This window comes from Legionella sp. PATHC032 (genome assembly GCF_026191185.1).
Taxonomy (GTDB): Bacteria; Pseudomonadota; Gammaproteobacteria; order Legionellales; family Legionellaceae; genus Legionella.
Map to the genome: position 1 here is coordinate 318,073 of NZ_JAPHOV010000001.1, position 25,370 is coordinate 343,442.

Genomic DNA, 25,370 nt, shown 5'->3' on the forward strand with positions numbered 1-25,370 from the left:
TCTGGGCTGTTAGAGATAAATGATTTATCAGTGCTTTTTTTGCCCTATTGCTTTTAAATAAAAATCAGGCTTTGGATAATGTTGATATTCAAATGTTGTAAACATTCCTGCATTTAAATGATATAAATTATGGCAATGGTTAGCCCAGATGCCGGGGTTTAGTGCATCGAACTGTACTTTCACTGTCGAATGCGGTTGCACTAACAGGGTATCACGCATAGCTCCATCCAATGGTTGACCATCAATTTCAGTGACTTGAAAGACATGTCCATGGAAATGCATGGGATGAGACATAGAGGATTTATTTTCATAGATCATTTCAACACGATCACCGAAATGGATTACTTTTGGCGTGACATCTGGCCAGCTTTGCTTGTTCATGGTCCAAATATAACCATTCATTTGACCATCAAGCACATAGTGCAAACGAACATTTATTTTTTTACTGATTAAGGTGTTTTTTCCTTTTAATTTTTTTTCCAAGTCATAGTAATTGACACGACCCATTTTATTATTGGTATTGGGCAATAGTGTCGGATTAGGTGTGTTTGCCGTTTTTAGAATTAAACCGGTTTGTTTGTTTGTTCCTTCTGCCAGGGCTTTAATAGGGAATGCCCCACCTTCAGAGGGAATCTCAACAATCAAATCCATACGATTACCAACGCCAATAGGAAAAGAATTATCCACAATAGGCTCAATGTTTTCACCATCGACAGCAATCAAAGTGGCTGATAGTTTCCCGGTATCAATTTTAAAATTGGTGGAGGAAGACGCATTGATGATTCGTAATCTTACTTTTTTTAAGGGTTGAACTGAAACAACATTGGGTGCGGCTAATGTCTTTTTGTTGGCGAGAAATGCATCGTAGGTCACGTCATTCAAATCGTTACCAGCATCCATTTTCTTCATGTCCATTTTGGCATTTCTTAACTGGTCAAATATTAACTGGGGATCTTTATAAGTAAAATCCTCTAAAAACAGGACGGTTTCTTGTAAGCCTTTATACGGGTCATCATTATCATAAATAATTAAAGGGGCAGAAAGTTGCTTTTGCTCTTGAAATTTTTGATGGGAGTGCATCCAATAAGTCCCGGCTTGCAATAACCTGTAGTTAAATGATTTATTTTGCCCTGGTTGAATCAGGATTTGACTCACCTCAGGTACTCCATCCTGATCACTTGGGACAATCAATCCATGCCAATGAAGCGTTATTGGTGATGCACTTTTATTTTCAACTACAACATGAAACATCTCTCCTTTATTGGCAAAGTAACCCTTGTTGTCCTTTGTGCCATCTGGGTGGGTAAAAGTGAGTTTAAATTCCTTGGTTTTTTTTCCTGTACCATCGACCTGGAATTCTTCCTCACTGACGGTTATGACCGTCGGTTTAAGTTTGTTATCGGTTGCATAAGAGGAGTTAAACGGGGTTATCATGATAGTCAATGCCATGATAAAAAAGGATATTCTACTCAAAGTTTGCACTGTCATTTTATTGATTAGAGTTCTTTGCCAACGGGCTTTGGCTGGAGGAGTAATTGTATAAAAATCTATAGTATTGGTCATTATGCTGGTCTTTCCATGTCCATGATAGTTTTATTATTTTTATCAGTTAATAACGCAGTAAGCAAATCCCCGATTTTAGGGATTATCAGGGATTAATTTTGAGAATCAGCCGCGTGATTGCAAATAATTCTCGTTTGTATTATTGTTCTCATTTACTGGAGTTACACCATGCTTTCAAGTTGCAATAATTCATGAAGGACGAGTGATTCGGCGTTTTTTTACAAGGAAAATGATGAAAAAGATTTTTTTAACATCGATGATTGGGATGGTTTTAAATTCTGCATACGCTTTTGAGCAAATGGGAGGATGTGGGGCTCATACCTGGCATGAAGTGACATCGAAATCGGGTTCCTGGAAAATCACTTTAAAAATGATCAGTCAGAATGGCCAATTTGTTGATCCTTCGTGTGCGGAAATTACTGAAACAGGATTGACTCAGAATAATCCTTTAAACTATGGTCTTAAATTCAGCAAAGACGCAGATTTTAACCTGGCGTATACTTTAACGGCTGTGAGTGAAGAGCAGGGTTTTCAATCAAAAGCCTGTGTGTTTGTTATCACGGCTAATGGTCCTGCGCAACCGGATATTCAGGCGCTTAGCTATCATGGGGCTGAATGCGCATGGCGCGTAGTCAAAGGAGTAGGGGAAAATTTTAGTGTCGGATAGTTTATGAAGCGGCCTAAAACCACTTCTTTTTTCTGAAAATTAAAAACAGTATCAGAGCACACAGCACGATTAATCCAAGTGCCCCAAAATAGCCATATTTCCAACCTAATTCCGGCATCCAATAGAAATTCATCCCATAAATTCCGGTAATTAAACTTAAAGGTAAGAATATGGCCGCAAAGGCAGTTAGTACTCTCATAGTCTCATTCATGTTTTGCATCAACTGATTGTCGATTTGTCCTAATAAGCCATTTAATATATCGCGAAGAGAGTCTATTTCATTGACAATGAGATGGCAGTGATTCGATAAATTATATAAGGAGGTTCGACACTGTTCTGAGATGACTAAAATATTTCGGCTGGTGAGACGCATTAATATTTCTCTTATTGCTATGGTATAACGCTTAATTTTCATGACGCCATGCTTTAATTCCAAAACTTGCGAATAGGTGTTTTTATTGGTGGTACGAACTTGCGCGTCCAATTGATCGGCCAATTCTTCATAAGCTAAATGAATCTTGGCATAATCATTAATTACTCCTTCCAGAAGCAAAAATAACAAAAAACAAGATGTTTTAGCATAGGGTAAGGATTTTGGGCAGCTTTTTAACAGGTCAAACAAAACTGAAGAAAGTGTTTTAGAAGCGGTAAAGCAATAATTGGGTGTGAGATGAATAATCAAATTGCCAAAATCAGCATCATAATTGTCATTCAACTTCATTGAACACAAGCCTTGAATTTGCAATGTGAGTGCTTCATCGATCTCTATGGTTGTGGATCTGTTGTCTTTTTCTCCACACAATTGAATCACTTCTTCAGGTAATCGTAATTTCTCTTGCAATTTTTTAAAGATGTTTTTTTGGTTTAAATTGCTATGTACCCAATAAATTTTATCTTTATCCTGGTAATCGATGTTTAAATCCTCAATCGCAATTTTTTGCATACTATGATTTTTTAAATCAAATTCAACGGCGATTGAATCAAACGAATGCATTTCAATGCCCATCCTTATTCGATTAATTTCCTCATATAGTTTAAGAATAGGAGACTTAGATGATATTGACAAACTATTTTTAAATAGTCCGGGTTTTCCAATAGACTGTGAGTGTCTCGTGGAGAGCTAATCTCCTGTTTGGCTTTCGTCTTGTTTTGATTCTATCCCTATATATAATTCAGATTCTGCTTTGGGCACGAAAAAGTGAATTTAAGCCTAAATGAGTATAAAATCAAAATCCATTAATGTAGTTTATTTTTGAGCGCTTAATGAATGAAGCTATGGAAAAAATTGAAAAGATGTATCAACTGATTATGGAAATAAATAAGTTGAAGCCGGTGTTTCGCAATACCGTAACTACTCCACAACGGAATGAAAGCACAGCGGAGCATTCCTGGTCGGCCTCTATGATAACCCTTATTCTCATGAATGAATTAAAAAGAGAATTTACAGAGGTCGATGAATTAAAAACTATTAAATTGGTTCTTATCCATGATGTCGTTGAAATTTATGCTGGAGATGTTCTGGCTTTTGATTTGGAAGCAAGGAAGGATAAGGAAAAAGTTGAATTGGAAGCGCTTGAAAAACTAAGAGCTGTCTATCCTTCATTTGGGATAGAATTGGATAGTTTATGGCATGAGTTTGAAGAAAGAAAAAGTCTTGAGGCAAAAATTGCTAAAGCAGCCGATGCGATTTGTCCAATTTTCCAACGTCTCCAGGCAAAACAATCTTATATCCCTTTTAATATTTCAATGGCGCAACTTGAGAAAACAAAATACCCTTATTTTCAATTTAGTGAAACGTTTAGTAATTTGTTTGAAAAATTAAAAGTGGATTTACGCAAAGAGCAACTCATTCTTTCCTAGTGTCATTTATGCTTGCTTTCAACACATCCTGCCAGACTCAATGTTAAAGAGCTCTCAAGACAGATTAAAAGTTGGTGAATCAAAAATGAATCCTCTATACTTTTAAAAACTCTTATTATCAAGAAGATAAGCATTATGTATGATGATCTATGGAAGCCCTATGTGTCTACCGGCCTACCCTCTTTAAAATTGGGTGGCATTGTCTTAAATGGTCAATTACTCTCTGAAACGCCTATTCACTTAGTGTTAAAGGCTTTTAATCGGCATGGTTTAATTGCAGGTGCTACCGGAACAGGTAAAACGAAAACCATGCAGGTATTGGCTGAGCAATTATCCCTAAATGGTGTACCCAGTTTAGTGATGGACATTAAGGGGGATATTTCTGGCTTGGCTATTCCAGGTGAAACCTCTACTAAATTAATGGATAGAGGTCAGCAGTTAGGTATCGATTTTACTCCCCGAGGTTTTCCAGTAGAGTTATTGACACTGACTCCACAAGACCCCGGGGTTCCATTACGTGCGAGAATTGATGATTTTGGCCCCCTGCTTTTTTCGCTGATGCTGGATCTGAATGACACTCAAGCAGGTGTTGTCACTGTATTATTTGAGTATGCCAAGGCGAATCAACTGAATTTGGTTAATTTGGATGATTTTAAATCTTTGCTCCAATTTGCCCAAACGGATAGAGGCAACCAGCTGATTGCTGCCCAATATGGAGGAATAGCTTCCACATCGATTGGGACTATTGTTCGTAAAATCATCGAGATCGAGTCTCAGGGAGGCAAACAATTTTTTGGTGAACCTTCCTTTGTCATTCAGGATTTGCTGAGAACCGACGCAAATGGCCATGGTGTTATCTCGATACTAAGATTATTAAATATGCAGGAAAAACCTAAATTATTTTCCAGTTTTATGCTGAAATTGCTGTCTGATGTTTACCGCCAAATGCCGGAATTAGGTGATCCTGACAAACCACGGCTGGTTCTCTTTATCGACGAGGCGCATTTAATTTTTAATTATTCCAGTAAAGCATTGCTTAATTTAATAGAAACAATAGTTAAGTTAATCCGATCTAAAGGAATTGGTTTGATATTTTGTACTCAAACGCCTAACGACATTCCTGAGGTTGTTTTAAGCCAATTGGGGTTAAAAATCCAACACTCATTACGTGCTTTTACTGCAAAAGATCGAAAAGCTTTAAAATTGGTATCGCAGAATTTTCCAGTATCTAATTACTATAATACTGAGCAACTACTTACGACTTTAAGTATAGGGGAAGCTTTAGTGAGTGCTTTGGATACCAAGGGTCAACCGACGCCTTTAGTTCATGCGATGATTAGAGCACCTGAATCGCGTATGGGGACTTTAAGCAATGAGGAATTAAAAGTTTTAGTGAATGAATCACTCCTTTTCGCTAAATATTATCAAATGATCGATGTGCCCTCTGCGAAAGAGAAATTGTCTGAACTAACCTCTGGCCAACAAGTTGCAAAACAACAGACCAGTCAGAAAGAAAACAATTCCTCCGTGTTGAATAATTTAAGTAAAAACACCTTATTCCGACAAGTGGTACGTCAAGTTTTTAGAGAACTCACCAGAGCGATTTTGTCTTTGTTTAAGAATAAAAGGAACTAGACCGGTTATCTTCCATATTAATTTTTTAACTTATACCACGCATAGTCAAAATAAATGCAATTCAATCGACAAGGATATACATGATAAACATCACAGGAACCTACACTGATCAATATCAATTGGCTATGGCTCAAGTTTATTTTTTAAAAGGATATCATGAGCATATAGCGACATTTGATTATTTTTTTCGTGCTCTTCCTTTTAAAGGAGGCTATGCGATTTTTGCGGGTCTGGAGGATTTACTGGATGTTTTGGAGCAACTTCGTTTTGAACAACAAGATATAGAGTTTTTACAACATCAGAATATGCATCCTGATTTTATTAACTATTTGAAGCAGTTCAAGTTCAATGGCGCGTTGTATGCGTCGCTCGAGGGAGATGTTGTATTTCCCACTCGGCCCGTGGTTAGTATCGAAGCCAATTTGATTGAAGCACAAATCATAGAAACTTTATTATTAAATATACTTAATTTTCAGACACTTATTGCGACAAAAGCCAGGCGCATCAGGCAGGTTGCCGGAGAGCGTATTTTAATTGATTTTGGATTAAGGAGAGCACAGGGTGCTGGAGGGTATTTTGCAAGCCGTGCAGCTATAGTTGGTGGTTTTGATTCGACAAGCAATGTCAGAGCAGGACGTGATTATTCAATTCCTGTATCGGGTACTATGGCTCATTCTTTTATCCAAAGTTACGATAACGAGATACACGCTTTTTTTGATTATGCTGAAGCTTGGCCGGAGAATTGCATCTTGTTAGTAGATACTTATAATACCTTGCAAAGTGGTGTTCCTAATGCAATCAAAATAGCTAAGGAAATGGAGAGGAAAGGACATAGACTCAAAGGTATTCGCTTGGATAGTGGTGATTTGGCATGGTTAGCCAAGAGGGCTCGCCACATGTTGGATGAGGCTGGTTTAAATTATGTGGCTATTACAGCTTCCAATCAACTCGATGAGTATGTTATCAAAAATTTGTTAGAGCAGGATGCGCCTATTGATGCTTTTGGTGTGGGAACCAATCTTGCGATTGGCGCTCCCGATGCGGCTCTTGACGGGGTTTATAAATTGGCATTTGTAAATGGTCAACCCAGGATTAAATTATCGGATACCCCTGCAAAGATCACCATTCCTTATCAAAAACAAGTATACAGGGTATTCGAAAGAGATGGGATGTATCGAGGTGCGGATGTTGTCGGTCTCAAAACGGAAAAAAAAATTGATATGATGCATCATCCTTTTGAAATTTTAAAATCGCTTTCGATAAAGCACTATAAAAAAGAGGCATTACTGCATAAAGTGATGGAAAACGGCAAACGGTTACTACCTAAAAAATCACTTGGAGAAATAGCCAGGTTTAGCCAGCAATGTTTTGATCGATTGCCTTTGGAATATAAGCGTTTTATTAATCCTCATACCTATAAGGTGGGTTTAAGTACCGAGCTTAAGATGAAGAGAGATCAACTGATAGCTGAACACTCAAGGTAGTTTTATGAAAACTTTAATCATCCTCGACGTTCAAAATGATTTCATGCCTGGCGGACCATTGGGAGTACCGAATGGTGATGCTATTGTTCCCGTTATTAACAGCATTTTGCACTATTTTGATCTGATTGTTGCATCACAAGATTGGCATCCCTCTAATCACATCAGTTTTGCTTCCAGTCATAGTGGCAAGAAACCTTTTGAAAAAATCAAACTGGGAAATATTGAACAAACTTTATGGCCCGACCATTGTGTTCAGGGCAGCATTGGAGCTCAATTTCATCCGCAATTGAATACTAATCCTATTGAAGCCATTTTTAGAAAAGGAACAGACCCCAATATAGATAGCTACAGTGGTTTTTATGACAATTTGCATCAGAAAACTACAGGACTTGCTGGTTATCTGCGCGAAAAAGGCGCTAAAAAGCTTTATTTTTGTGGTTTGTGCGCTGATATTTGTGTCTATCTTACCATCAAAGATGCTTTTAGTGAGGGATTTAATTGCTGTTTGATTGAGGATGCAACTCAAGCGCTTGTGAAGTATGATTTCATAAAAATAAAAAAAGAATTTATAAAACAAGGAATTAGCATAATTGACAGTTCAAATTTGCTTAATAATTTACAATAAAATGGTTTGATTTTTAAACTTGTATATTTTAGCTCACTAATTGATAAAGGAATTTGATATCAAAGGAAATCCCGGCGTATTTTTAAGACCCGCTACCATAAGGTTTCGTAATGATTTCAAGAAGGTGCCCATTAGGATCATTAAAATATAATCCTCGCCCCCCATCATTATAATTCATTTGACCTAATCGGGTTTGTCCTGGATCAGCCCAATAATCTATTTTAAGTTCACAAATTCTCTTAAAAATGTCATCAAATTCAGTTTCTGTTACTAAAAAGGCATAATGTTGGGGAGTAATTTCTTTATTTGTTTTACAGAAATCAAGGCTCAGATGGTTACTCATCTCAACTACCATAAATGGGCCATATGGAATTGCTTCAGGTAAGCCCAAAATCTCTGTAAGGAAGCGAGCCGATTTATCACGATCTTTTACCCACACGATAGTATGATTCAATTGTATACTCATCATGATTCCTTGTTTTTGTCGGTATAAGAAATTATTTCATTACTTTTTATGAAAGAAAAGAATAATCCCATCATTAAAATGCATAGAAGAATGTAAATTGCTGGCAATAAATATTGTGACATTGGTAGTAAGCTTAATCCCAAGATAACCACTGTAACCAATCCCATATTGATGAAGTTCATTACAGCGGAGCCATGGGCTTTATCGGAGGTATGATTCATGGCAAATGTCGAAGCATTTGCAAAAATAAAAGATAGTCCCAGATATATGAATATCATAGGAAGAAAGAGCTTGATGAGCGCTGAATGATGGGTTAATGCCGCCATCATCATCGCCAGTGCGGCAAACCCTGAGATTGAAATACCTAATTGGATTCCTGCACGTTGCGAGTATTTTTTTGCAAATTGAGCAGACAGGACTGAGCCCAGGGTCAGACCTAAGGAGGGTAAAATATTGGCAAAGCCATACTCTGTTGTACTCATTCCTAGCAAATTGATGGCAATAAATGGTGCTGTTGCTGCAAAAATGTAGACAAAACAGGATGCACCACCCATTAGTGCTCCACCAGAGATTAATGGTTTGTTTTTAAATTGACTTACATATCCATAAAACAGATGCTTCATTTGAAAAGCGTCAAGTTGAAGACTTTTTTGTGTTTCGGGAAGCTGTCTGACCATAGCAAGCAGAATGACTCCATAAGCAGTTCCTGCATAAAAGCAACTTTCCCAGCCATAATGGGAGTTTAAAATGCCGCCAATTGCAACACTCAAACCGGGTGCTATCGCAAAAGCCAGCATCAGATAGGCGGTTTTTTGTGTGGCTAATTTGGGTTCATAGGATTCATTAACCAAAGTGAAAGCCATTTTCAGTCCTACGCCGGATCCTAGAGCCAATAAAAACCGCCCTAAAACAAGTAATGAATACATGGAAAAAAAACCGGCCAATACACATAAAAGACTGCTTATAATTTGTAAGCTAATACCGATATAAAGTGTTCTTTTTCTTCCATAGCGATTCGCTATAGGGCCATAAATAAGTTGCCCCAAGGCATAACCAATCAAAAAACTGGTGATAGTCTGTTGTGCAGTATGTTCTGTTATACCAAAAAATAAAGTGATATTGGGCAATGCCGGTGTAAATAAGACTGCATTCACGGAAGCAAAAGAAATTAACAACAGTAAGGTAATGAAAGAGAGTTCATTTTTTGGATACATGATAAGAATATGTTTAACGATTAACAGTTAAGAACAGTATAATTATTGACAAAATAATTAACAATATCATAATAAATTAACAACTATTAACTATATTGCAATAATTAAATTGAAATCATGAGTAAATTTGATCAAATTACTTACTTTATTGCTGTTGTCGAAGAGCATGGTTTTGCAGCAGCTGCAAGAAAATTTGGTGTATCTACAGCTGCTGTTAGTAGGCAGATTGCTCGTCTTGAAGCCGAACTAAAAGCAGAGCTGTTGGTCAGAACAACTAGAAAATTATCATTAACTGAGATTGGAGCTCGCTATTATCAGCAATGCAAAAAGGCTCTTTTGGAGTTGAATGAGGCAGACATCGCGATTGCTAATAGCCATAATGAAGCGGTGGGCATATTAAATGTCACGAGTAGTCGTTATTTTGCTATGAGATTTATTCTCCCTTATTTACCAGAATTCATGGATTTAAATCGAAAATTGCAGATTAAAATTGAATTGGCAGAAAGATTTCCTGATTTAGCCCAGGAAAGCGTTGATGTGCTTTTTGGTGTTTCCATGGAGGGCCCACCAGAGCTGGTGCGTAAGCGAGTTTCTACAACACGATATGTGCTTTGTGCATCACCAGATTATCTGGCAAAAAATGGTATTCCGAAAATACCCTCCGATCTTGCGAAGCATCGCTATATAACCCATAGCATGCGAAATCCTGATAATTTGATTACATTTAAAGGCGGCGAGCAGATTTATGTTGAACCTGTGTTATGGCTCAATGACAGTCGTGCCTTGTGTGAGTGCGCCATACTTGGGATAGGGATTATCAAATTACATGAATACATAGTGGCTGAAGCATTACAAGATGGGCGCCTCATTGAGATTTTGCCTGAATTCCGGGAGTCCAATTTATCGGTGTATCTCTATTATCAGGCAAGCCGATATTTACAGCCTAAGATACGAAGATTTATTGATTTTTTTACAAAGTAACAATAATGGTTCTTTTCACTGAATCCCAAATGGTACTATCCTAGCATTTTTATATGAAATGCCATTTATGAGAACGCTATCTGTGATAAATTGCAGGAGCCTATGTTTGAAAATAAGCTGGAGTTTAATCTCTTCAGTAAATTGATGATCAATTAACATTTCAATCAAGTTGAAGTTAAGATCTATTTTTCTGATTGTATAAGTGTCATAAAACATGATAAAATGTCCACAATTTTTACTATTTGTTTGCATATCTGTTAACCCTATAGGATTGCAATGTATAGTGCCACTTTAGTTTATTTAATTTTTAGAAGCTAATATGCATAAAAAATACAACTACTACAGTCTTGAAAAAGAAAAAAAAACATTCTGGCAACATATACTGGATATTCTGAAGGCCCCATTTAGACTACCTGGTTGGATCGTTTCTTTTTTCCTCGCACGAAATATTACTCATGTGGCATTAAATCCTAATAATGTGCCACAACAACGTTTAATACATCTTACTAAAACAAGCAATCGTCCAGAGGATGATATTGTTGTCGTTAATTTCAAAAAACGGCCTCCTCACAAATGGTTTAATGACACTCTGATTAAAATAGCCAATACCATTGCGGCTCTTCCTTTTGTAACACCAAGATTACGTACAAGGTTACATTACGATAATGAGAATGATATCAATCATGTGAACAATTTGCTTGCCGAGATTGATGCGCTTGTTCAGGGCAAATCAAAACAAAAGTATTGCAAAGGCAGAGCATTCGATTGGTCAAAAATTCATCTCAAAGGGTTAGAGTTCCTGGACCCTAAAATGAGAGGATATGTATATGAACAACTGCATGAAAAATACGGCCATGTTTCATATATAACAAAACGCAAACCTAATATTGAATTTTTCACCTTAAAAACCCCTGATGGAAGTGAATTAGATTCAGTGCAAGTCACAGGTGAAGAAGAAGAACAAAAACCAATGGGTGAGCGCAAGTTTATTATTACCTGTATTGCGCGGGATCAGAATTTCATTAATTGGATAAAGGATTTAAACTATACGGCAAAAAATCTGGGCGCCACGGCCATCAGTTTCAATTACAGAGGTGTGGATTACAGTCGCGGTCTTGTCTGGACAGAAAATAATCTTGTCGATGATATTCTGGCTCAGGTTCAAAGATTAATTAGTCTTGGTGCCGACCCTAGGAATATCTGTCTTGACGGTATGTGTATAGGTGGAGCGGTAGCAACAATTGCTACAGCAAAACTTCATGAGAAGGGCATGAAAGTCAAGTTGAATAATGAACGCTCTTTTACTTCTCTTTCTTCTCTCGTATTTGGTTTTATTGTACCTGAATTACAAACAGCAAATTGGTGGAGTCCTTTAACTTATGGTCGTTTTGTACTGGCTGGTGTAGTTTATGTTTTACTCACGCCTTTAATTTGGATGGCAGGATGGCCAGTTGATGTTACCAAAGCCTGGAATAGAATACCTACTCAGGATAAAATGTATTCTGTTGTTCGGGATAAAGACAATGGCTTGTACGATGGAGTAATTCACGATCACTTCTGTTCCATTGCAGCATTAGTTGACTCTCAAATTAATTCTATTTTATACAAATTATCCACTGATCAGTCGCTTACTGAGGAAGAAAAACAAATTCTGTGTGATGATCAGTTTTCTCACCATTTTAAACCAAGTCAAAGTGTTTTAAAAAATCCAAAATACAAAGGCCCGCATTTTATTTCCCGACAAGATTTGGTTGCAGAGCTTGGTCATAGCGAGGAATATACCAATCATGATTATTTCCTTGACCGCTTGCGGGAAAAATTTCAATTGGATCGTGCTGCACGGCCAGTTGCTTTGGCTGAAGAGGAGGGAAAGGATATAGAGGAGATTCTACCTCAACCGTCTCAAGATACAGAGCACCCCTTAATTATTGCCAGCAGTGGGGGAACAGGACATATCTCCGCCACTCATGGCATCATTAATGACTTACAGAGTAAAAAAGATAATGTTGTCATTACGCAGCATCATGCCGAGCTCTACAAAAACAAGCCCTTCTCAATTACATCTGCTCTGATTCGTATTGGCGTTTGGTTTACTTCTCTTCCTATCCTGGAGGACATACTGAAAGGAGTTATGAGGTTTATAGGATATCCCGTTTTACCGAGTTCCTCCATCTTCTGGGATCAAATGTCCAAAATACAGCAAAGTGAAACCAAAAATGAAAATGGAATTGAAACAGGCAGAACCCGTCCTTATGTGGATATGCTGTTGGATATATACCCTGAGGGATATGAATACACCGCGTTCAATAATGCGACTCACTTGACTTCCAGTATTGAAGACATTCAAACCATGATAAGCTTCAAGGGACATGTTGAAGAGGATAACAGGAATATAGTCTATCAAAATATATTACAACGCCTTATGCGTGCTGCGAAACAGAATACTCCTTACACAAGATTAATTTCCACACAGGCACTCTCTTTGGGAGCTATTTGCGATGCCGTTAAATACTACAATACGGTATTTTTGCCTGTATACAATGCTGAAAGGAGAACTTCCTATCAGCCTATTACTATTGATCAGTACATGACCGATTTACCTTCACTGGGTTGTATTCATTTTATGAATAATTTGGAGGAACTCACAGCAGAGCAAAGGCAATTGATGGAGGTACATGCAGTGAATATGAGCGAACCATTTAAAGAGGCGCATTTTGGTAAAGAACAAGGCTTTAAAGCGGTTCATAATATTGATCCACGTAATAACCCAATGATTCGCAATGCCTTTAAAGACCCTTCATTGACAAAGTACCTGGATAAGAGCCAGTCATTTGATTTGCACTTTAATGTTTATAAAAAGGAAAAACAAAACGCACTGCCAGTACTGAATGGTAAAGAAAAAATTACAATCAAATCGCATGCTAAAATTGCTTCCATCATGATAGGCTCTCTGGCAGCAAATGCTTCCGCTGATTATGCGAAGTATTTATTGAATCAAGGGTATGATCATATTTTTCTTTTCGGTGGGCTTAATGATTCCATTGCCAAACGCATCGATCAGATCATCAATTCTTACCCTGCCTCCAGGCGTGAAGAGATACGTAGGAAAATTATTCTCCTCGGGAATCAATCTGATGTCGAAATGGCACCGATAATGACCCGAAGTAACTGCGTGGTTATCCGTGGAGGTGGCTTGAGTGTCATGGAACAAATGGCTATGCCCATTATGGATGATAAAATTGTATTATTACATCATGAAGATAATGAAGATGGCCCGTTAACATCCGGTCTCAGTTGGGAGGATGGTAATGCCGATAAATTAATCGAGTATCTGTCTGAAAAAGGGGCTTACGCTAGAAAAACATCCCCTAGTCTGTGTTCCGGTCATCTTCATGAGGCAGAAAAGAGTTTCGAAAAGAAATATAATGCTCAACTGAAATCGACAGAAACCGCGAAAAAAGTAGATTTAACTATTCCTCAACAAGAAAAGCATCCTCTGAAAAAAGAGTGGGATAGAAAAACGGGATATACTGAATCCGGAGATATATTATCCCATCAGCATAGATTTTTTAACACGATACCTGAAGTAAGAGAGCCATTTTGCTCTAAGGAAGATGTACACCATCATGAATTCTCTAGTCAAAGTTTGGTTAGTGTAAGCGCTGGTTGAGGAAATATGCCTCTAATCATCGAATCTCGTTTGACTCAGGTGACTCAGGACAGCATAAATTTATGATTAGCAATACCTACGGATTGATGCAATTCCAAAGAGCATAATGTCATTTTTTGCCCACAGATAGGAGTTTTGTATAATATTTTTGCATTTTGATAAATAAAAGTAATTTATTGTCATTAATTGTTTATTTTAATAGTAGAGAAATCAATATGCCTAAAATTTTAGATAGCAATGCATACCGCGAGATGGAAAATGATCTCAATAATCTTTTCGAGCAAATTTATAAACATGATAAAAAAGACAGAACTGCGATTACATTACAAGTTCAGCAATTTTTAGATAATTTAAGTGAATCCATAAGGGATCATTCTCGCTTATTACTTACCAAAATTACCAGAGAAGAACTCATTTATTTTAAGGAAAAGAAACCTGGAGATTTGCGAGAGAAATTTCAAAATATCGATGGGATGAGTGATTACTTTAACAATTTATCTGCATTGATTAATTTCTCGGTGATGCAGCAAGAAGATCCTACTCTGCGGGTTTTTTATTATGATATGTATATTCAACTAATGAATTTTTGCTATCTTAAAGGGGATTTGTTTGGTGCGGGAGCAATTTATACTGGACTAATATCCAATAACCTCCCTAGCTCCATTGATTGGAAGAAATTGAGTTCCGAGAGCCGATTGATTTTTAAAGATTGTGAAGAAAAATTTAAGCGATTATTCAATCTCTCAACGACATACAACGCACACACTGATTTAAAAAGAAAATTCAAAACTACTTTGATACCCGCATTACCATCACTGCTCACGGTTCAGATATACACTAAAGACTCTTACGATAACTCTGTCAGCGATTTTGAAAGAATTCAGGATAAGTTACATCAATTGGATTTGGAACATAATAAATTGCTCAATCGTATGCAACATGAATGGACTTCCTGGTCAAAACCCTACTATGAGTATATGAAGAATGTTTATCTTCCACAAAGCATATTCGAATACACAACTCTCCTGAGAGAGTATGAAGAACTTATCACAACTCATGGTGGCCCTATTGCCAAGCAGTTTCATAAGGATAAGAATTCAGAACGTTTGGTAAGTTTTGTTGAATCGACGCTATCAGAAAATCAATCGGTTCTCAAATTATCTCCTTTTCAAAATGAGAGAATTGTTGAAATGCTTTCCGAGATTGAAGTGGTAAAAAGCGAATGCTCAAATCCAGCTATGTTTGATGATCTCTCCTGGAAGTTGAGAGAAATGAATTGTACTTTGGTAAAAGCCAAATCAATTGGTGGTTATACTTCGAAAATTTTTGCAAATCTTGATACTCCATACATGGAAGAAAATACGGATGAAAATCCGAAACCAGTGCTTATAGATGAACCGCAAACGGACGATGTGTACCAACTTCAGCATGGCGGTATGAAATTGATGCGTGAGCTTGAACAGGCTATAGAGGATCGTAAACCGAAAGCCATTTATCATTGTTCAGATGAGGCAAACTATGGTTTCTTTAGGGAAGCCAGAAGAAAAGGGAGAAATTTGAATTTAAAACCAATGGATGTCGAGGTCATGGATGTGGATGTCATCGATTATGATGAGAAAGATTTACGCGATCAAACCGTTATGATTACGGCGTAATTTATCTGGTATCAATATTTTGAATCCATCGGATATCTCTTATAGATGCCAAAGACATTTTTACCTTATTTTATTCTATTCCCTTGGAGAAGTTTTTCTATCTCTTCCGAGGGTATAGGCTTGCTCATTAAAAAGCCTTGAATGTCATTACATCGCCTTTTCTTGAGAAATTTGAGTTGGTTTTGCGTTTCTACTCCTTCCGCGATGATATTAAAATTCATGCTTTGCGCTATAGCAATAATCGCATCAATGATCGCTTCATCTCCAGGTGATTTTGAAATATTCTGAATGAATGATTGATCTATTTTTAGGCTATCGACAGCAACCTGTTTTAATAAATTCAAGCTGGAATTTCCTGTGCCGAAATCATCCAAAATAATTAACACACCTAGTGATTTCAATTTTTTGATCGTTCTTTGTATTTCTTTATCAATAATGACATTTTCAGTAATTTCCAGCTCCAAACAATGGGGTTCAATTGAATATTCCTTTAAAAGATTCTCTACCATTGTCGGAAAATCGCGTTGTCTTAACTGTTTACCTGCTACATTGCATGCGACACGAACTTCAGGCAGTCCCATTTTGCGCCACTCACCAATTTGTTTACAGGTTTCCCGCAAAACCCACTCTCCTATCGGTACGATAAGCCCTGAACTTTCGGCAGTAGGAATAAAATCCAAGGGTAAAATAATACCTTTTTGCGGGTGATTCCACCTGATTAATGCTTCCATGGAACGGATCTCATGCGTATTCACTTCAAATTGAGGTTGATAAAGGAGAAAAAACTCATGATGGACAATCGCTTTTTGCAAGTCCAATTCCAGCTGAAATTGCTGGTTTGTCTTTTTGTTAAGTTTCTCTGTATAAAAAGAGAATTGGTTACCGCCGCGAAATTTTGCCTGATACATCGCCATATCCGCATTACTGAGTAAAGTGTTTACTGTTTTACCATCTGTTGGATAAACACTAATACCGATGCTGACATGAATATTGATGTCTCTTTCAGCAATACGAAATGTTTTTTGAAAGGATTTGAGGATTTTTTGAGCCACTCCGGCAATTTGCTCTTCAGAACTAAACGACTGAAAAAGCATTACAAACTCATCTCCACCAAGTCTGGCTAGAGTATCTTCTTTTCGCACCAAAGATCGTAATCGTGCAGCGACTGCGCACAGTAATTGATCGCCTGCCTCATGGCTCAAGCTGTCATTGATCATTTTAAAGCGATCCAAGTCAAAAAATAATATGGCAAATTTCATTTTGTGGCGGGCATAACCACTTATAGCATGTTCAATACGGTCAATTAATAACAAGCGATTGGGTAAATCGGTTAATGCGTCATGAGTGGCCTGGTACTCCAGTTTTTCCTTTAATCGCGTTTGCTCAGTGATGTCTCTGAAGCTCCATACACGGCCTACCGTTTGCAGACCAACGCGATGTGGTTTGGAACAGCACTCAACTACTTTGCCATTTCTAAAATGATAAATTTGTATACTCGAATCATCGATGTGGATAGAGAATTCTTTGACATGTAGGGCATGCTGTTCTGAATTGAGCAATTGTGTTGACATATACTGAATGAGTTTGGATTCACTTGTTTTTTTCATGATGGATTCGGGGATATTCCACAATTTGACGAATTGAGAGTTGTAATCAACGATTTTTCCTTGTAAATCGACAACCAGAATGCCATCCGAAGAGGACTCAATCGTTGCCCGTAATAATGAGAAGGATTGTTGTAAAGACTCGGTTCGTTCTTCTACCAATTGATTTAAAAACTCAGTATGCTTTTGAGTTTCTCTGGCAAGTACCCATTTTTGTGTCAAAGCGCTTGCCAGCTGCCTTACGGCAATCACATCGAAAGGTTTTTTTAACACTAATAAATTATCGCTTAATCCCAGGGTATTCACTGTGCTTTCCCATGAATAATCAGAGTAAGCGCTGCATATAACGATCTGTATTTGTGGATCAATGGCCCAAATGCGTTTGATGGTTTCTATCCCATCTATCCCTGGGGGCATTCTTATATCAACAAAGGCGAGGGGGTATGGCCTGCCTTCTTCAAGTGAACGCTTGACTTTTTCTATCCCCTCAATACCTTGAGTCGCTACATCGATTTCAAATTCGGGTAAAGAGATCCCCAGTTGTTCTGTCTCATCATCAAAAAGCTCAGCATCAAATTTATTTAATAATGTAGAGTTTTTGCTGACATTTAATATTTTCATAAAATCCTGATGGATTGCCGGATTGTCATCAATGACCAGAATGCGAAAAGATTCAGTACTCATTTCTACCTCGTACCCAAGGTTTTTGGATTGATGGGTAAATCTAATACAAATTGAGCCCCTTTGCCGCTGCCATTACTTTCAGCATAAAGTCTACCACCCAGATCTCGCGCATAAATTGCGGAACAGTGCAGTCCAAAACCATGACCATTTTTCTTGGTTGTGAATCCAAAAGAGAAAATTCTATCCAGGTTATCCTTTTGAATGCCAATTCCATTGTCATTGATTTTAACCATAATATGATTCTTTTCTGTTCTTCTGATGTCAATAACAATTTTCCTGGAATCATTCGATTCGTGTAATAAAACAGAATCTTTTGCATTAGCGAGTAAATTGGTTAGAATTTGAAATAACTTAGATTTATCCGTTATAAACTCATTGATTTCCGGTTCAATCTCAATGCGGACATCAATTTGATGTTTGTCGAAGATGACCGATTTCACCGCATTAAGAATCACATCATGGATTGAAACTTTCTCTGTTAAATTGGATAAACCGCTCAATGATTGCTGCATGGATATAATTTCTTTGATGTGATTGATGTTGTTTTCCAGGCTATTGGCTTCTTTCATATTTTCTTCATACTCTTCCTGCAGGGCTTTTGATAATGCGTCCAAATAGGGAAGAACTAATTTACCTTTTGGATTATTTGACAAGTATTCGCTTAATTGATTGATGTTTTCATCAAGCATGGTTTTTATAGCGAACAGCTTTTTATAATGAATTTTGGAGATGTTTTTTTTCAGAATAATGGCGGAAACGTTGACACTGTTTAATATATTGCCCACATTATGAAGTATCGAGGTGGCCACTTCCGACATCCCGGCAAGACGTGCTGTTGAAACCAGTTTGTTATTCAGCTCATGAATTTGTTCTTCAATGATTTTCCTTTTGGAGATATCCATCAAAACCCCGGAAATTTCATTTTTCTCAGGATTGGCTCTTGCTATCGTTCGGTACCATTTGTAATTATTGTCTGCATTTCTTACTCTAAGTTCATAATCATAATCTTCTTTTTCTTTCAGAGCTCTTGCAACCACATTTTTTAGTCCTGCTTGATCATTAGGATGTACAAGCGTTAAAAATGAAGCATAGTTGAGTGCCGAATTACTGGGTGTCAAACCGAGAATTTTGAATAGTCCCTTGGACCATGTTGCGGTATCTGTGTCCGCGTCATAATGCCAATACCCCATTTGTGCTATATCCTGGGCGTATTCAAGTTTCGAATTAATATCCCTCATTTCTTTAGAAGAAATATCAATAGAGCGTTCTAATAGATAGCGGTCTTGATCGTTTTCGTAGTAGGTTTTATTGATATGTGCAATAAATTGAGCCCAATTCTCCATATTTTGTGGTAATTCATCAGCGGCAATACCAAATTTTTTTAACTGTCGCTGTAACAACCGATGCATTTCCGTCATTATTACTGAATTCCTTTTTGCTTTATGGACTCTCTAACAGAGTCGTAATGGTCATGGTTTGATTATGCAACTCGCAGCGACCTGTTGCCAGAGGTGATAATTCACCATAAGAGTAGAAGCCAATTTGTATCGATTTGGGAGGCAAGGACTGTAGTGTTGTTTCTGTCTCTTCCTCGGTGAGTTCACCTAATACCAGTCTTCTACCGACACAACTGATATCAACTGCCAAAACGGGCTGAGTATTCAAGTTGCCATTTTTAAAAAGCCTATCATTAGCGCTTTCTCCCGCTTCATTGGCACTGACAATGAGACGGTCAAAATTGGCGCGCATTAATTGGGCATAGTATCCTTGAGGCAAATCGCCAGCAAAAAAGAGGGATTGCTCTTCTTCATTAACTCCCAGAATAGTACGCACAATGTGCTGAGAGTCTGGTGCAGACGGATTACGGATAGCAAGTGGGTAAAGCAATCCAGAAGCTGGTAATTCAGACGCTCTGTCACCAAGATAAGTTTTATAGAGTTTTAGTGCGGGCTGGTTGTCCAGTTCATAGAGAATATTTGCTTTAGACCGTGTAATGACTCTTTCTGGTCCAAAAATATCCCAGCCCCCTCTTGATCCGTGCCCTATATGGATTTGATTGCCATAAAATCCTACTGCCCCAATACAATGATCTACAATTTTTCCTTCATAAATAATCCAGGTGTTTTTAAAATCAGCACCATCTCCTGCCAAACCGCCTGTAATAATAACCCCTTCGCCAGCATGCTGATTTAATCCTTTGATTAATTCAGAACCGTTAACATTTAATCCATCGGACAAAACAAATATACTTTTGGGATTTTGCTTTTGATGTAATGATTTTGTTAAATGAACTCCTGCCTCATAAGATTCCTCAGTACCTTTAACGTCTGTTTTTGCCAATTGCAGTTTTGTTGACTCAAATTGAGCCACAGCCACGGAAATACTGTTATCAAAAATATTAGGCCCAAAAATTTCTCCTGCCGTGGAGCATCCTATGATTTTTGATTTTTTGTAGGCCTGAGCCAATTCTTCAATTGGTTTGCTGTTTGCTCTAAATGCTGGGTTGGCAAAAACTAAAATTAAGGTGTTTTCGGAGTCAAGTTCAGGAAATGTTGGAATACTCCATCCTTGGTTTTGAATGTATTGAAATGATTCAATTTTCATCATATTGGTGTGACTCGGATTTATCTTATGATTAATTATAGTCTATGTTCAAAAGGATCAAGGAAGAGGGGTTATCTATTGCAATGTTAATATCGTAACAGCGCAAACTCATTCCTGTTTATTATCATGACTTTGCCATTTTTTGAAGTTGCTTAGTAAGTCATTAATTAAGCGGTCATTGATTCTTTTTTTGAGATAATAAGCATGAAATGGGATTGCTAATTCAAGGTTTTTTATTGTTAAGATTTTTAATTTTTCTGATAGTAAACTATCAGGCAGATAACTCCAGCCTAAACCGTACTCTACTATAGATTTTATTGCATCAATAGTACTCATTTCAAAACCCAGGTTTAACACCAGTTGATTTTCTTCAAATAGCCTATCAATCTTGTCACGCAGTGCAGCCCCTTTCTCAGTTAAGATGGCCGGGTACTCTGAAAGTTCTGAGAGTGAAAGAGCGCATGTTCTATGGGCTAGCTCATGATTTGCTGCCACAACCAAATTCATTTTTTCTTCCCAGAGCAAAGAATCGCCCAATAATTTTTCAGACACTTCCCGTGCTGGGCAGATAACCAAATCAACCGTGCCATGGTTCAGAATATACTCCATTTCTTTTTCACTAATGGTTTTCAGATGCGCCTGGATGGCAGGATTGGTTTCTTTTAAGTATTTAAAAAAACTTGGCAAAACATAGTGAGAAACATACACCGAAGCCCCTATGATGATGCTTTGCGTGAATTGTTGTGAGTTTTTCAGGGTGTGGATCATATTTTGATGTGCGGAAAACATTTGCCTGGCATAGGGGATAAGCTGTTTTGCCGCCTCGGTAAAAATTAATTTGGAACCCTCGCTAATTATCAAACGTACATTTAACTCGTCCTCTATTTTTCGAATGCGTTTGCTCATGGCTGATTGAGTGACATGCAATTTTTTAGCTGCCAGGGTGAGGGAATGGTATTCAATGACAGCGAGAAAGGATTTGATGTCTCTCATGTCCATAGGATTCTTGCCTTTTTACAAGAAGTATAGCATAGAGGCACTAAGCGCTTTCTAAATAAGGATGGCAAGATCATCATAGCGTTTAGGCGAAAATCGAGGCATCAGGCAGAGAGGGGCGGTGAATTTAAAACAGGCAATGACTCTGTCGATTCCCAAAACTTATACGACACCGGTTTAGGTTTAAAGATTTAGAAGAAATAAGTTACTTTAGAAAAAACTGTATGGCTAAAAATGTCAGGGTTAATAAAATGGAAATCATTGGGAAAACAATAGGGAATGAAATGGCGTCCGATGGTTTTTTTTCTGTCAGTTTGATTTTAACCAATGAGGCATGAATTATGATAAAAATGCATAATATGATACTGCTGGTTAATTTCGCTAAGGTAGTAATAGGGAGAGCATAGGCAAATAGTAAAATAATAAGAGACACCAGTAAGGTCGAGTTGATTGGTGTTTGAGTTTTGGAGTAAACACAAGAGAATATCTGGGGGGCATTTTGTTGATTGGCCATACCATAAATAAGTCGTGAAGCCATAATAATTTGTACCAGAATTCCATTGGTAATAGAAATTAATGCAATGATTGAAAACAACAAGGGAGATTGTCCTTGAAGCTTGATAATTTCAATAAGAGGCATGTCCGTTTTGACTAAAGCATTGGCTGGTATGGTTGAAACAATAACCCAGGCAACTACAACATATAAAAGGGTTGCAGATATTAAAGCAAGAAAAATAGCTTTTGGAAGAGTTTTTTCAGGATTTATTGTCTCCTCGGCAGTATTAACCATATCTTCAAAACCAATAAAAGCATAAAACGCAATAAAAGCCCCGATAAGCACCCCATCAAAGGAATGAGGAAAAGAGAAGGATTTGATGTCGATGGAAGTTAATGAATAACGACCGTAATAAATAATCATCAATAATCCACCCACTTCCATGAGTGTCATGAGCAGGATAAGAGTCGCTGATTCACGAATACCCCAAATGGCAACCCCAGCTAAAATGACAACTAAAATAGTGATGATGAGGGAAGGCGGTAAGGGAAAAAACAATTGAAAATATTTGACAAAACCATGGGATAGGGTTGCTGCTGAGATGATGCCCGTTAAAACCACTATCCAACCGATTAATCCAGATAGCCACGTTTTCTGGAATGCTTTACGCACGTAAAGAGCAGAACCTGCACTAAGCGGTAATCTTGAGCTTAGTTCCGCATAAGAAATGGCAGTAAAAAGAGCGATAATGGATGCGATTAAGAAGGATAGAGGCGTAAATTGTGCTGCCTCCTTTGCTACCTCACCAACAAGGGCGTAAATTCCAGCACCCAATATGGTTCCAAGTCCATAAAAGGCCAGTAGTGTTAATGATAAAGTTCGTTTTAAGTGCATCGCTCTTCCATTTTATCTGGAGATCTGTAGTTGTAGAACGAGTTTTTATTTGTTACCTCTTTTATTTTTCACCGGTTACCAGATAGATAGTGAAATTAAATTGATATTCACCATGATATTTTGTTTGGCATTCGCTATCGTAATAATGAACCATAGCTTCGTTGATTTGCTGTATCTCTTCATTGGGCAATTGTCCTTGATAAAACGCAATGCCATTGACAAATTTCCTGAAAACATCCAGGGATGGCAGGGCAATGGATTGCCGGCATAGTTTCACGTTAAGATCACGGCAGGTGAGTGACTCCAGTTTTTTTTCGAGATTGTTTAAGTGAGAATAATCCACGGGAGGGATAAAATCATGCAAGGATGCAAATTGTCCTGATTTTCTTAAAGCATAATAACTCATGATAAACGGATCATCTCCTGCTGGAAAAAGAGTGAGAAATTTTCCCCCGGGTTTCAATGCATTAATGATATTTAAAAATGCCTTTTGAATATTGGCGCATGCCCATTGCAAGCACCAAAAAGAGACGGCATAATCAAACTGGGAGTTGAATGTCATAGTGAGTACATCCGCTTTTTGGACTGAAAAATTGGTATATTCCTTACTTAAGCCTTGGGCTAAATGTAACATATTCTCTGAAGCGTCTATGCCTAATACAGAGCCTTGAGGTACTTTCATAAGAATTTTTTTTGTAAAAGCGCCATTACCGCAGCCAATATCCAATACTCTATCAGTAGGATTTACTTTCAGGTACGATAAATATTCTTCAGCCACGGTCGCTTGAATATAAGATCCAATGGCATAGTCATTGGCGGGCCACTCTCGTTCTGACATATTTATTCCTTTCTTTTGAGATGGTTATTAATTCCATAATTGTTCAGAGTCATCATTGTTCATGATACATGATGACCAGTCCCTAAAATAGATCATGAATTCTTTTATGAATAGTTTTTTTATTGAGATGAATGACTTAAATCAAGTATAGTGAGTGCTGTAAAAAATCAGGATGTTTTTACTTCAACTTATGAAAAGGAGTCAGGTATGTTCAATCAGAGTCAGCAAAAAATTGTTTGTGTGCTTTATGATGATCCTAAGGGGGGCTTTCCTCCAAACTATGCAAGGAAATCCATTCCAGAATTAGAGCAATATCCTGATGGTCAAAATTTACCTACTCCTGATTCGATTGATTTTATTCCTGGTGAAATGCTAGGTTCTGTTAGTGGTGAATTAGGACTGAGAAAATTTCTTGAAAGCAACGGGCATCAATTGGTAGTAACCTCTGATAAGGATGGTCCTGATTCAGTATTTGCCAGGGAGCTGAAAGATGCTACTGTCGTCATTTCCCAACCTTTTTGGCCAGCTTATTTAACACGTGAACGTATTGAAAGTGCGCCCAAGCTTAAGCTCGCTATCACGGCAGGCATCGGTTCAGATCATGTCGATTTGCAAGCGGCTATGAAACATAATATCAGCGTTTGTGAGGTCACTTATTGTAATAGCATCAGTGTTGCTGAGCATACAGTGATGATGATTTTAGCCTTGGTGCGGGATTTTATTCCTCAATACAATACAGTAATTCATGGCGGGTGGAATATTGCGGATTGCGTCAGTCGTTCTTATGATTTGGAAGGCATGCAGGTGGGATGTGTTGCTGCAGGCCGAATTGGATTAGCTGTTTTAAGACGTTTAAGGCCGTTTGCTGTAAAACTGCATTATACAGACAGACATAGACTACCATTCCAGTTGGAACAGGAACTGAATTTGACTTATCACCCCACGGTTGAATCCATGGTGAAAGTTTGTGATGTCGTATCGATTCATTGTCCATTGCATCCGGAAACAGAATATCTTTTTGATGATCAATTAATAAAACAAATGAAACCTGGTTCCTATTTAATTAATACCGCCCGTGGCAAAATATGCGATCAGTACGCTGTGGCCAATGCCCTGGAATCCGGACATTTGGCTGGTTATGCCGGAGATGTCTGGTTTCCACAACCCCCTGCCAAAAACCATCCTTGGCGATCGATGCCACATCACGCCATGACACCGCATACCTCAGGAACTACCTTGTCCGCACAAGCTAGATATGCAGCAGGAGTCAGAGAAATATTAGAGTGCTGGTTAGGGAACAAACCAATTAGGGATGAATATCTGATCGTGTCTCAAGGCCGTTTAGCTGGCGTTGGCGCTCATTCCTATAGTGCGGGCAATAGTACAACAGGGGCTGAGCAAGAAGTAGAATTGGTTTGATTCACCGTCGCTTAA

The 25,370-nt window shown here is 37.9% G+C and carries 19 protein-coding genes; 9 read left to right on the forward strand and 10 right to left on the reverse strand.

All coding sequences use genetic code 11. The features are described 5' to 3' along the window. Positions 1 to 27: 27 nt before the first annotated feature. On the reverse strand, positions 28 to 1,563 hold the full coding sequence (locus OQJ02_RS01370; RefSeq protein WP_265717561.1) for a multicopper oxidase family protein: 1,536 nt from the start codon (positions 1,561 to 1,563) through the stop codon (positions 28 to 30). 232 nt (positions 1,564 to 1,795) lie between these two features. Here OQJ02_RS01370 and OQJ02_RS01375 point away from each other — a divergent pair, with 232 nt between their 5' ends. Beyond that, positions 1,796 to 2,230: a hypothetical protein gene (locus OQJ02_RS01375; RefSeq protein WP_265717562.1), complete on the forward strand. Its 435-nt coding sequence runs from the start codon at positions 1,796 to 1,798 to the stop codon at positions 2,228 to 2,230. Between the two features lie 13 nt (positions 2,231 to 2,243). Here the strand turns inward: OQJ02_RS01375 and OQJ02_RS01380 are convergent, their stop codons facing one another. Next, positions 2,244 to 3,224, reverse strand: coding sequence for a magnesium transporter CorA family protein (locus tag OQJ02_RS01380; RefSeq protein WP_265717563.1), 981 nt, complete (start codon positions 3,222 to 3,224; stop codon positions 2,244 to 2,246). Positions 3,225 to 3,493: 269 nt separating this feature from the next. Here OQJ02_RS01380 and OQJ02_RS01385 point away from each other — a divergent pair, with 269 nt between their 5' ends. The 4 genes from OQJ02_RS01385 to pncA all read left to right on the forward strand — a co-directional run bounded on the left by OQJ02_RS01385 (position 3,494) and on the right by pncA (position 7,834). After that, complete coding sequence (locus tag OQJ02_RS01385) at positions 3,494 to 4,090, forward strand: HD domain-containing protein (protein ID WP_265717564.1); 597 nt, start codon at positions 3,494 to 3,496, stop codon at positions 4,088 to 4,090. A 135-nt stretch (positions 4,091 to 4,225) separates the two neighbouring features. Next, positions 4,226 to 5,725 carry a helicase HerA-like domain-containing protein gene (locus OQJ02_RS01390; RefSeq protein ID WP_265717565.1) on the forward strand — a complete coding sequence of 500 codons (1,500 nt, stop codon included), beginning with the start codon at positions 4,226 to 4,228 and terminating at the stop codon, positions 5,723 to 5,725. Positions 5,726 to 5,805: 80 nt separating this feature from the next. After that, positions 5,806 to 7,209: a nicotinate phosphoribosyltransferase gene (locus tag OQJ02_RS01395; RefSeq protein ID WP_265717566.1), complete on the forward strand. Its 1,404-nt coding sequence runs from the start codon at positions 5,806 to 5,808 to the stop codon at positions 7,207 to 7,209. Positions 7,210 to 7,213: 4 nt separating this feature from the next. Then, positions 7,214 to 7,834, forward strand: coding sequence for a bifunctional nicotinamidase/pyrazinamidase (gene pncA / locus OQJ02_RS01400; RefSeq protein ID WP_265717567.1), 621 nt, complete (start codon positions 7,214 to 7,216; stop codon positions 7,832 to 7,834). An 82-nt stretch (positions 7,835 to 7,916) separates the two neighbouring features. Here pncA and OQJ02_RS01405 read toward each other — a convergent pair whose 3' ends face one another. Both OQJ02_RS01405 and OQJ02_RS01410 read right to left on the reverse strand, forming a co-directional pair. Then, the gene (locus OQJ02_RS01405) at positions 7,917 to 8,300 is read right to left on the reverse strand and encodes a VOC family protein (protein ID WP_265717568.1); all 384 of its coding nucleotides are present in this window, start codon (positions 8,298 to 8,300) and stop codon (positions 7,917 to 7,919) included. Then, on the reverse strand, positions 8,300 to 9,514 hold the full coding sequence (locus tag OQJ02_RS01410; RefSeq protein WP_265717569.1) for an MFS transporter: 1,215 nt from the start codon (positions 9,512 to 9,514) through the stop codon (positions 8,300 to 8,302). Before OQJ02_RS01410 ends, OQJ02_RS01405 begins: the two co-directional genes overlap by 1 nt. A gap of 117 nt (positions 9,515 to 9,631) precedes the next feature. On the opposite strand from OQJ02_RS01410, the gene OQJ02_RS01415 reads away from it, so the two are divergent. The 3 genes from OQJ02_RS01415 to OQJ02_RS01425 all read left to right on the forward strand — a co-directional run bounded on the left by OQJ02_RS01415 (position 9,632) and on the right by OQJ02_RS01425 (position 15,820). Further along, entirely contained in the window at positions 9,632 to 10,495 is an 864-nt protein-coding gene (locus OQJ02_RS01415; RefSeq protein ID WP_265717570.1) for a LysR family transcriptional regulator, read from the forward strand. Positions 10,496 to 10,814: 319 nt separating this feature from the next. Next, positions 10,815 to 14,165, forward strand: coding sequence for a Dot/Icm T4SS effector SdbA (gene sdbA, locus OQJ02_RS01420; protein ID WP_265717571.1), 3,351 nt, complete (start codon positions 10,815 to 10,817; stop codon positions 14,163 to 14,165). Between the two features lie 155 nt (positions 14,166 to 14,320). After that, entirely contained in the window at positions 14,321 to 15,820 is a 1,500-nt protein-coding gene (locus OQJ02_RS01425) for a RasGEF domain-containing protein (RefSeq protein WP_265717572.1), read from the forward strand. 65 nt (positions 15,821 to 15,885) lie between these two features. On the opposite strand, the gene narR is transcribed toward OQJ02_RS01425, so the two are convergent. From narR to OQJ02_RS01455, 6 genes are all read right to left on the reverse strand, one after another. Continuing rightward, positions 15,886 to 18,108, reverse strand: a complete 2,223-nt coding sequence (gene narR, locus OQJ02_RS01430) for a NosP-associated response regulator NarR (RefSeq protein WP_265717573.1) — start codon at positions 18,106 to 18,108, stop codon at positions 15,886 to 15,888. Between the two features lie 2 nt (positions 18,109 to 18,110). Continuing rightward, positions 18,111 to 19,526, reverse strand: coding sequence for an ATP-binding protein (locus tag OQJ02_RS01435; protein ID WP_265717574.1), 1,416 nt, complete (start codon positions 19,524 to 19,526; stop codon positions 18,111 to 18,113). A gap of 22 nt (positions 19,527 to 19,548) precedes the next feature. Continuing rightward, a complete protein-coding gene (gene nosP, locus OQJ02_RS01440; protein WP_265719777.1) occupies positions 19,549 to 20,712 on the reverse strand; it encodes a nitric oxide-sensing protein NosP in 1,164 nt (387 codons plus the stop codon). Between the two features lie 108 nt (positions 20,713 to 20,820). Beyond that, positions 20,821 to 21,711 (reverse strand): LysR family transcriptional regulator, encoded by an 891-nt coding sequence (locus tag OQJ02_RS01445; RefSeq protein WP_322783365.1) that lies wholly within the window; start codon positions 21,709 to 21,711, stop codon positions 20,821 to 20,823. Between the two features lie 202 nt (positions 21,712 to 21,913). Next, a complete protein-coding gene (locus OQJ02_RS01450; RefSeq protein WP_265717576.1) occupies positions 21,914 to 23,098 on the reverse strand; it encodes an APC family permease in 1,185 nt (394 codons plus the stop codon). Between the two features lie 61 nt (positions 23,099 to 23,159). Further along, positions 23,160 to 23,936, reverse strand: coding sequence for a class I SAM-dependent methyltransferase (locus OQJ02_RS01455; RefSeq protein ID WP_265717577.1), 777 nt, complete (start codon positions 23,934 to 23,936; stop codon positions 23,160 to 23,162). A 207-nt stretch (positions 23,937 to 24,143) separates the two neighbouring features. Here OQJ02_RS01455 and OQJ02_RS01460 point away from each other — a divergent pair, with 207 nt between their 5' ends. Then, positions 24,144 to 25,355 carry an NAD-dependent formate dehydrogenase gene (locus tag OQJ02_RS01460; protein WP_265717578.1) on the forward strand — a complete coding sequence of 404 codons (1,212 nt, stop codon included), beginning with the start codon at positions 24,144 to 24,146 and terminating at the stop codon, positions 25,353 to 25,355. Positions 25,356 to 25,370 lie beyond the last annotated feature (15 nt).

Excerpts from the sequence above, each read along its gene's own strand:
- OQJ02_RS01370 (WP_265717561.1), bottom strand. The coding sequence starts at position 1,563 with ATGACCAATACTATAGATTTTTATACAATTACTCCTCCAGCCAAAGCC.
- OQJ02_RS01375 (WP_265717562.1), top strand. The coding sequence starts at position 1,796 with ATGAAAAAGATTTTTTTAACATCGATGATTGGGATGGTTTTAAATTCT.
- OQJ02_RS01380 (WP_265717563.1), bottom strand. The coding sequence starts at position 3,224 with ATGCATTCGTTTGATTCAATCGCCGTTGAATTTGATTTAAAAAATCAT.
- OQJ02_RS01385 (WP_265717564.1), top strand. The coding sequence starts at position 3,494 with ATGAATGAAGCTATGGAAAAAATTGAAAAGATGTATCAACTGATTATG.
- OQJ02_RS01390 (WP_265717565.1), top strand. The coding sequence starts at position 4,226 with ATGTATGATGATCTATGGAAGCCCTATGTGTCTACCGGCCTACCCTCT.
- OQJ02_RS01395 (WP_265717566.1), top strand. The coding sequence starts at position 5,806 with ATGATAAACATCACAGGAACCTACACTGATCAATATCAATTGGCTATG.
- pncA (WP_265717567.1), top strand. The coding sequence starts at position 7,214 with ATGAAAACTTTAATCATCCTCGACGTTCAAAATGATTTCATGCCTGGC.
- OQJ02_RS01405 (WP_265717568.1), bottom strand. The coding sequence starts at position 8,300 with ATGAGTATACAATTGAATCATACTATCGTGTGGGTAAAAGATCGTGAT.
- OQJ02_RS01410 (WP_265717569.1), bottom strand. The coding sequence starts at position 9,514 with ATGTATCCAAAAAATGAACTCTCTTTCATTACCTTACTGTTGTTAATT.
- OQJ02_RS01415 (WP_265717570.1), top strand. The coding sequence starts at position 9,632 with ATGAGTAAATTTGATCAAATTACTTACTTTATTGCTGTTGTCGAAGAG.
- sdbA (WP_265717571.1), top strand. The coding sequence starts at position 10,815 with ATGCATAAAAAATACAACTACTACAGTCTTGAAAAAGAAAAAAAAACA.
- narR (WP_265717573.1), bottom strand. The coding sequence starts at position 18,108 with ATGAGTACTGAATCTTTTCGCATTCTGGTCATTGATGACAATCCGGCA.
- OQJ02_RS01435 (WP_265717574.1), bottom strand. The coding sequence starts at position 19,526 with ATGACGGAAATGCATCGGTTGTTACAGCGACAGTTAAAAAAATTTGGT.
- nosP (WP_265719777.1), bottom strand. The coding sequence starts at position 20,712 with ATGAAAATTGAATCATTTCAATACATTCAAAACCAAGGATGGAGTATT.
- OQJ02_RS01445 (WP_322783365.1), bottom strand. The coding sequence starts at position 21,711 with ATGGACATGAGAGACATCAAATCCTTTCTCGCTGTCATTGAATACCAT.
- OQJ02_RS01450 (WP_265717576.1), bottom strand. The coding sequence starts at position 23,098 with ATGCACTTAAAACGAACTTTATCATTAACACTACTGGCCTTTTATGGA.
- OQJ02_RS01455 (WP_265717577.1), bottom strand. The coding sequence starts at position 23,936 with ATGTCAGAACGAGAGTGGCCCGCCAATGACTATGCCATTGGATCTTAT.
- OQJ02_RS01460 (WP_265717578.1), top strand. The coding sequence starts at position 24,144 with ATGTTCAATCAGAGTCAGCAAAAAATTGTTTGTGTGCTTTATGATGAT.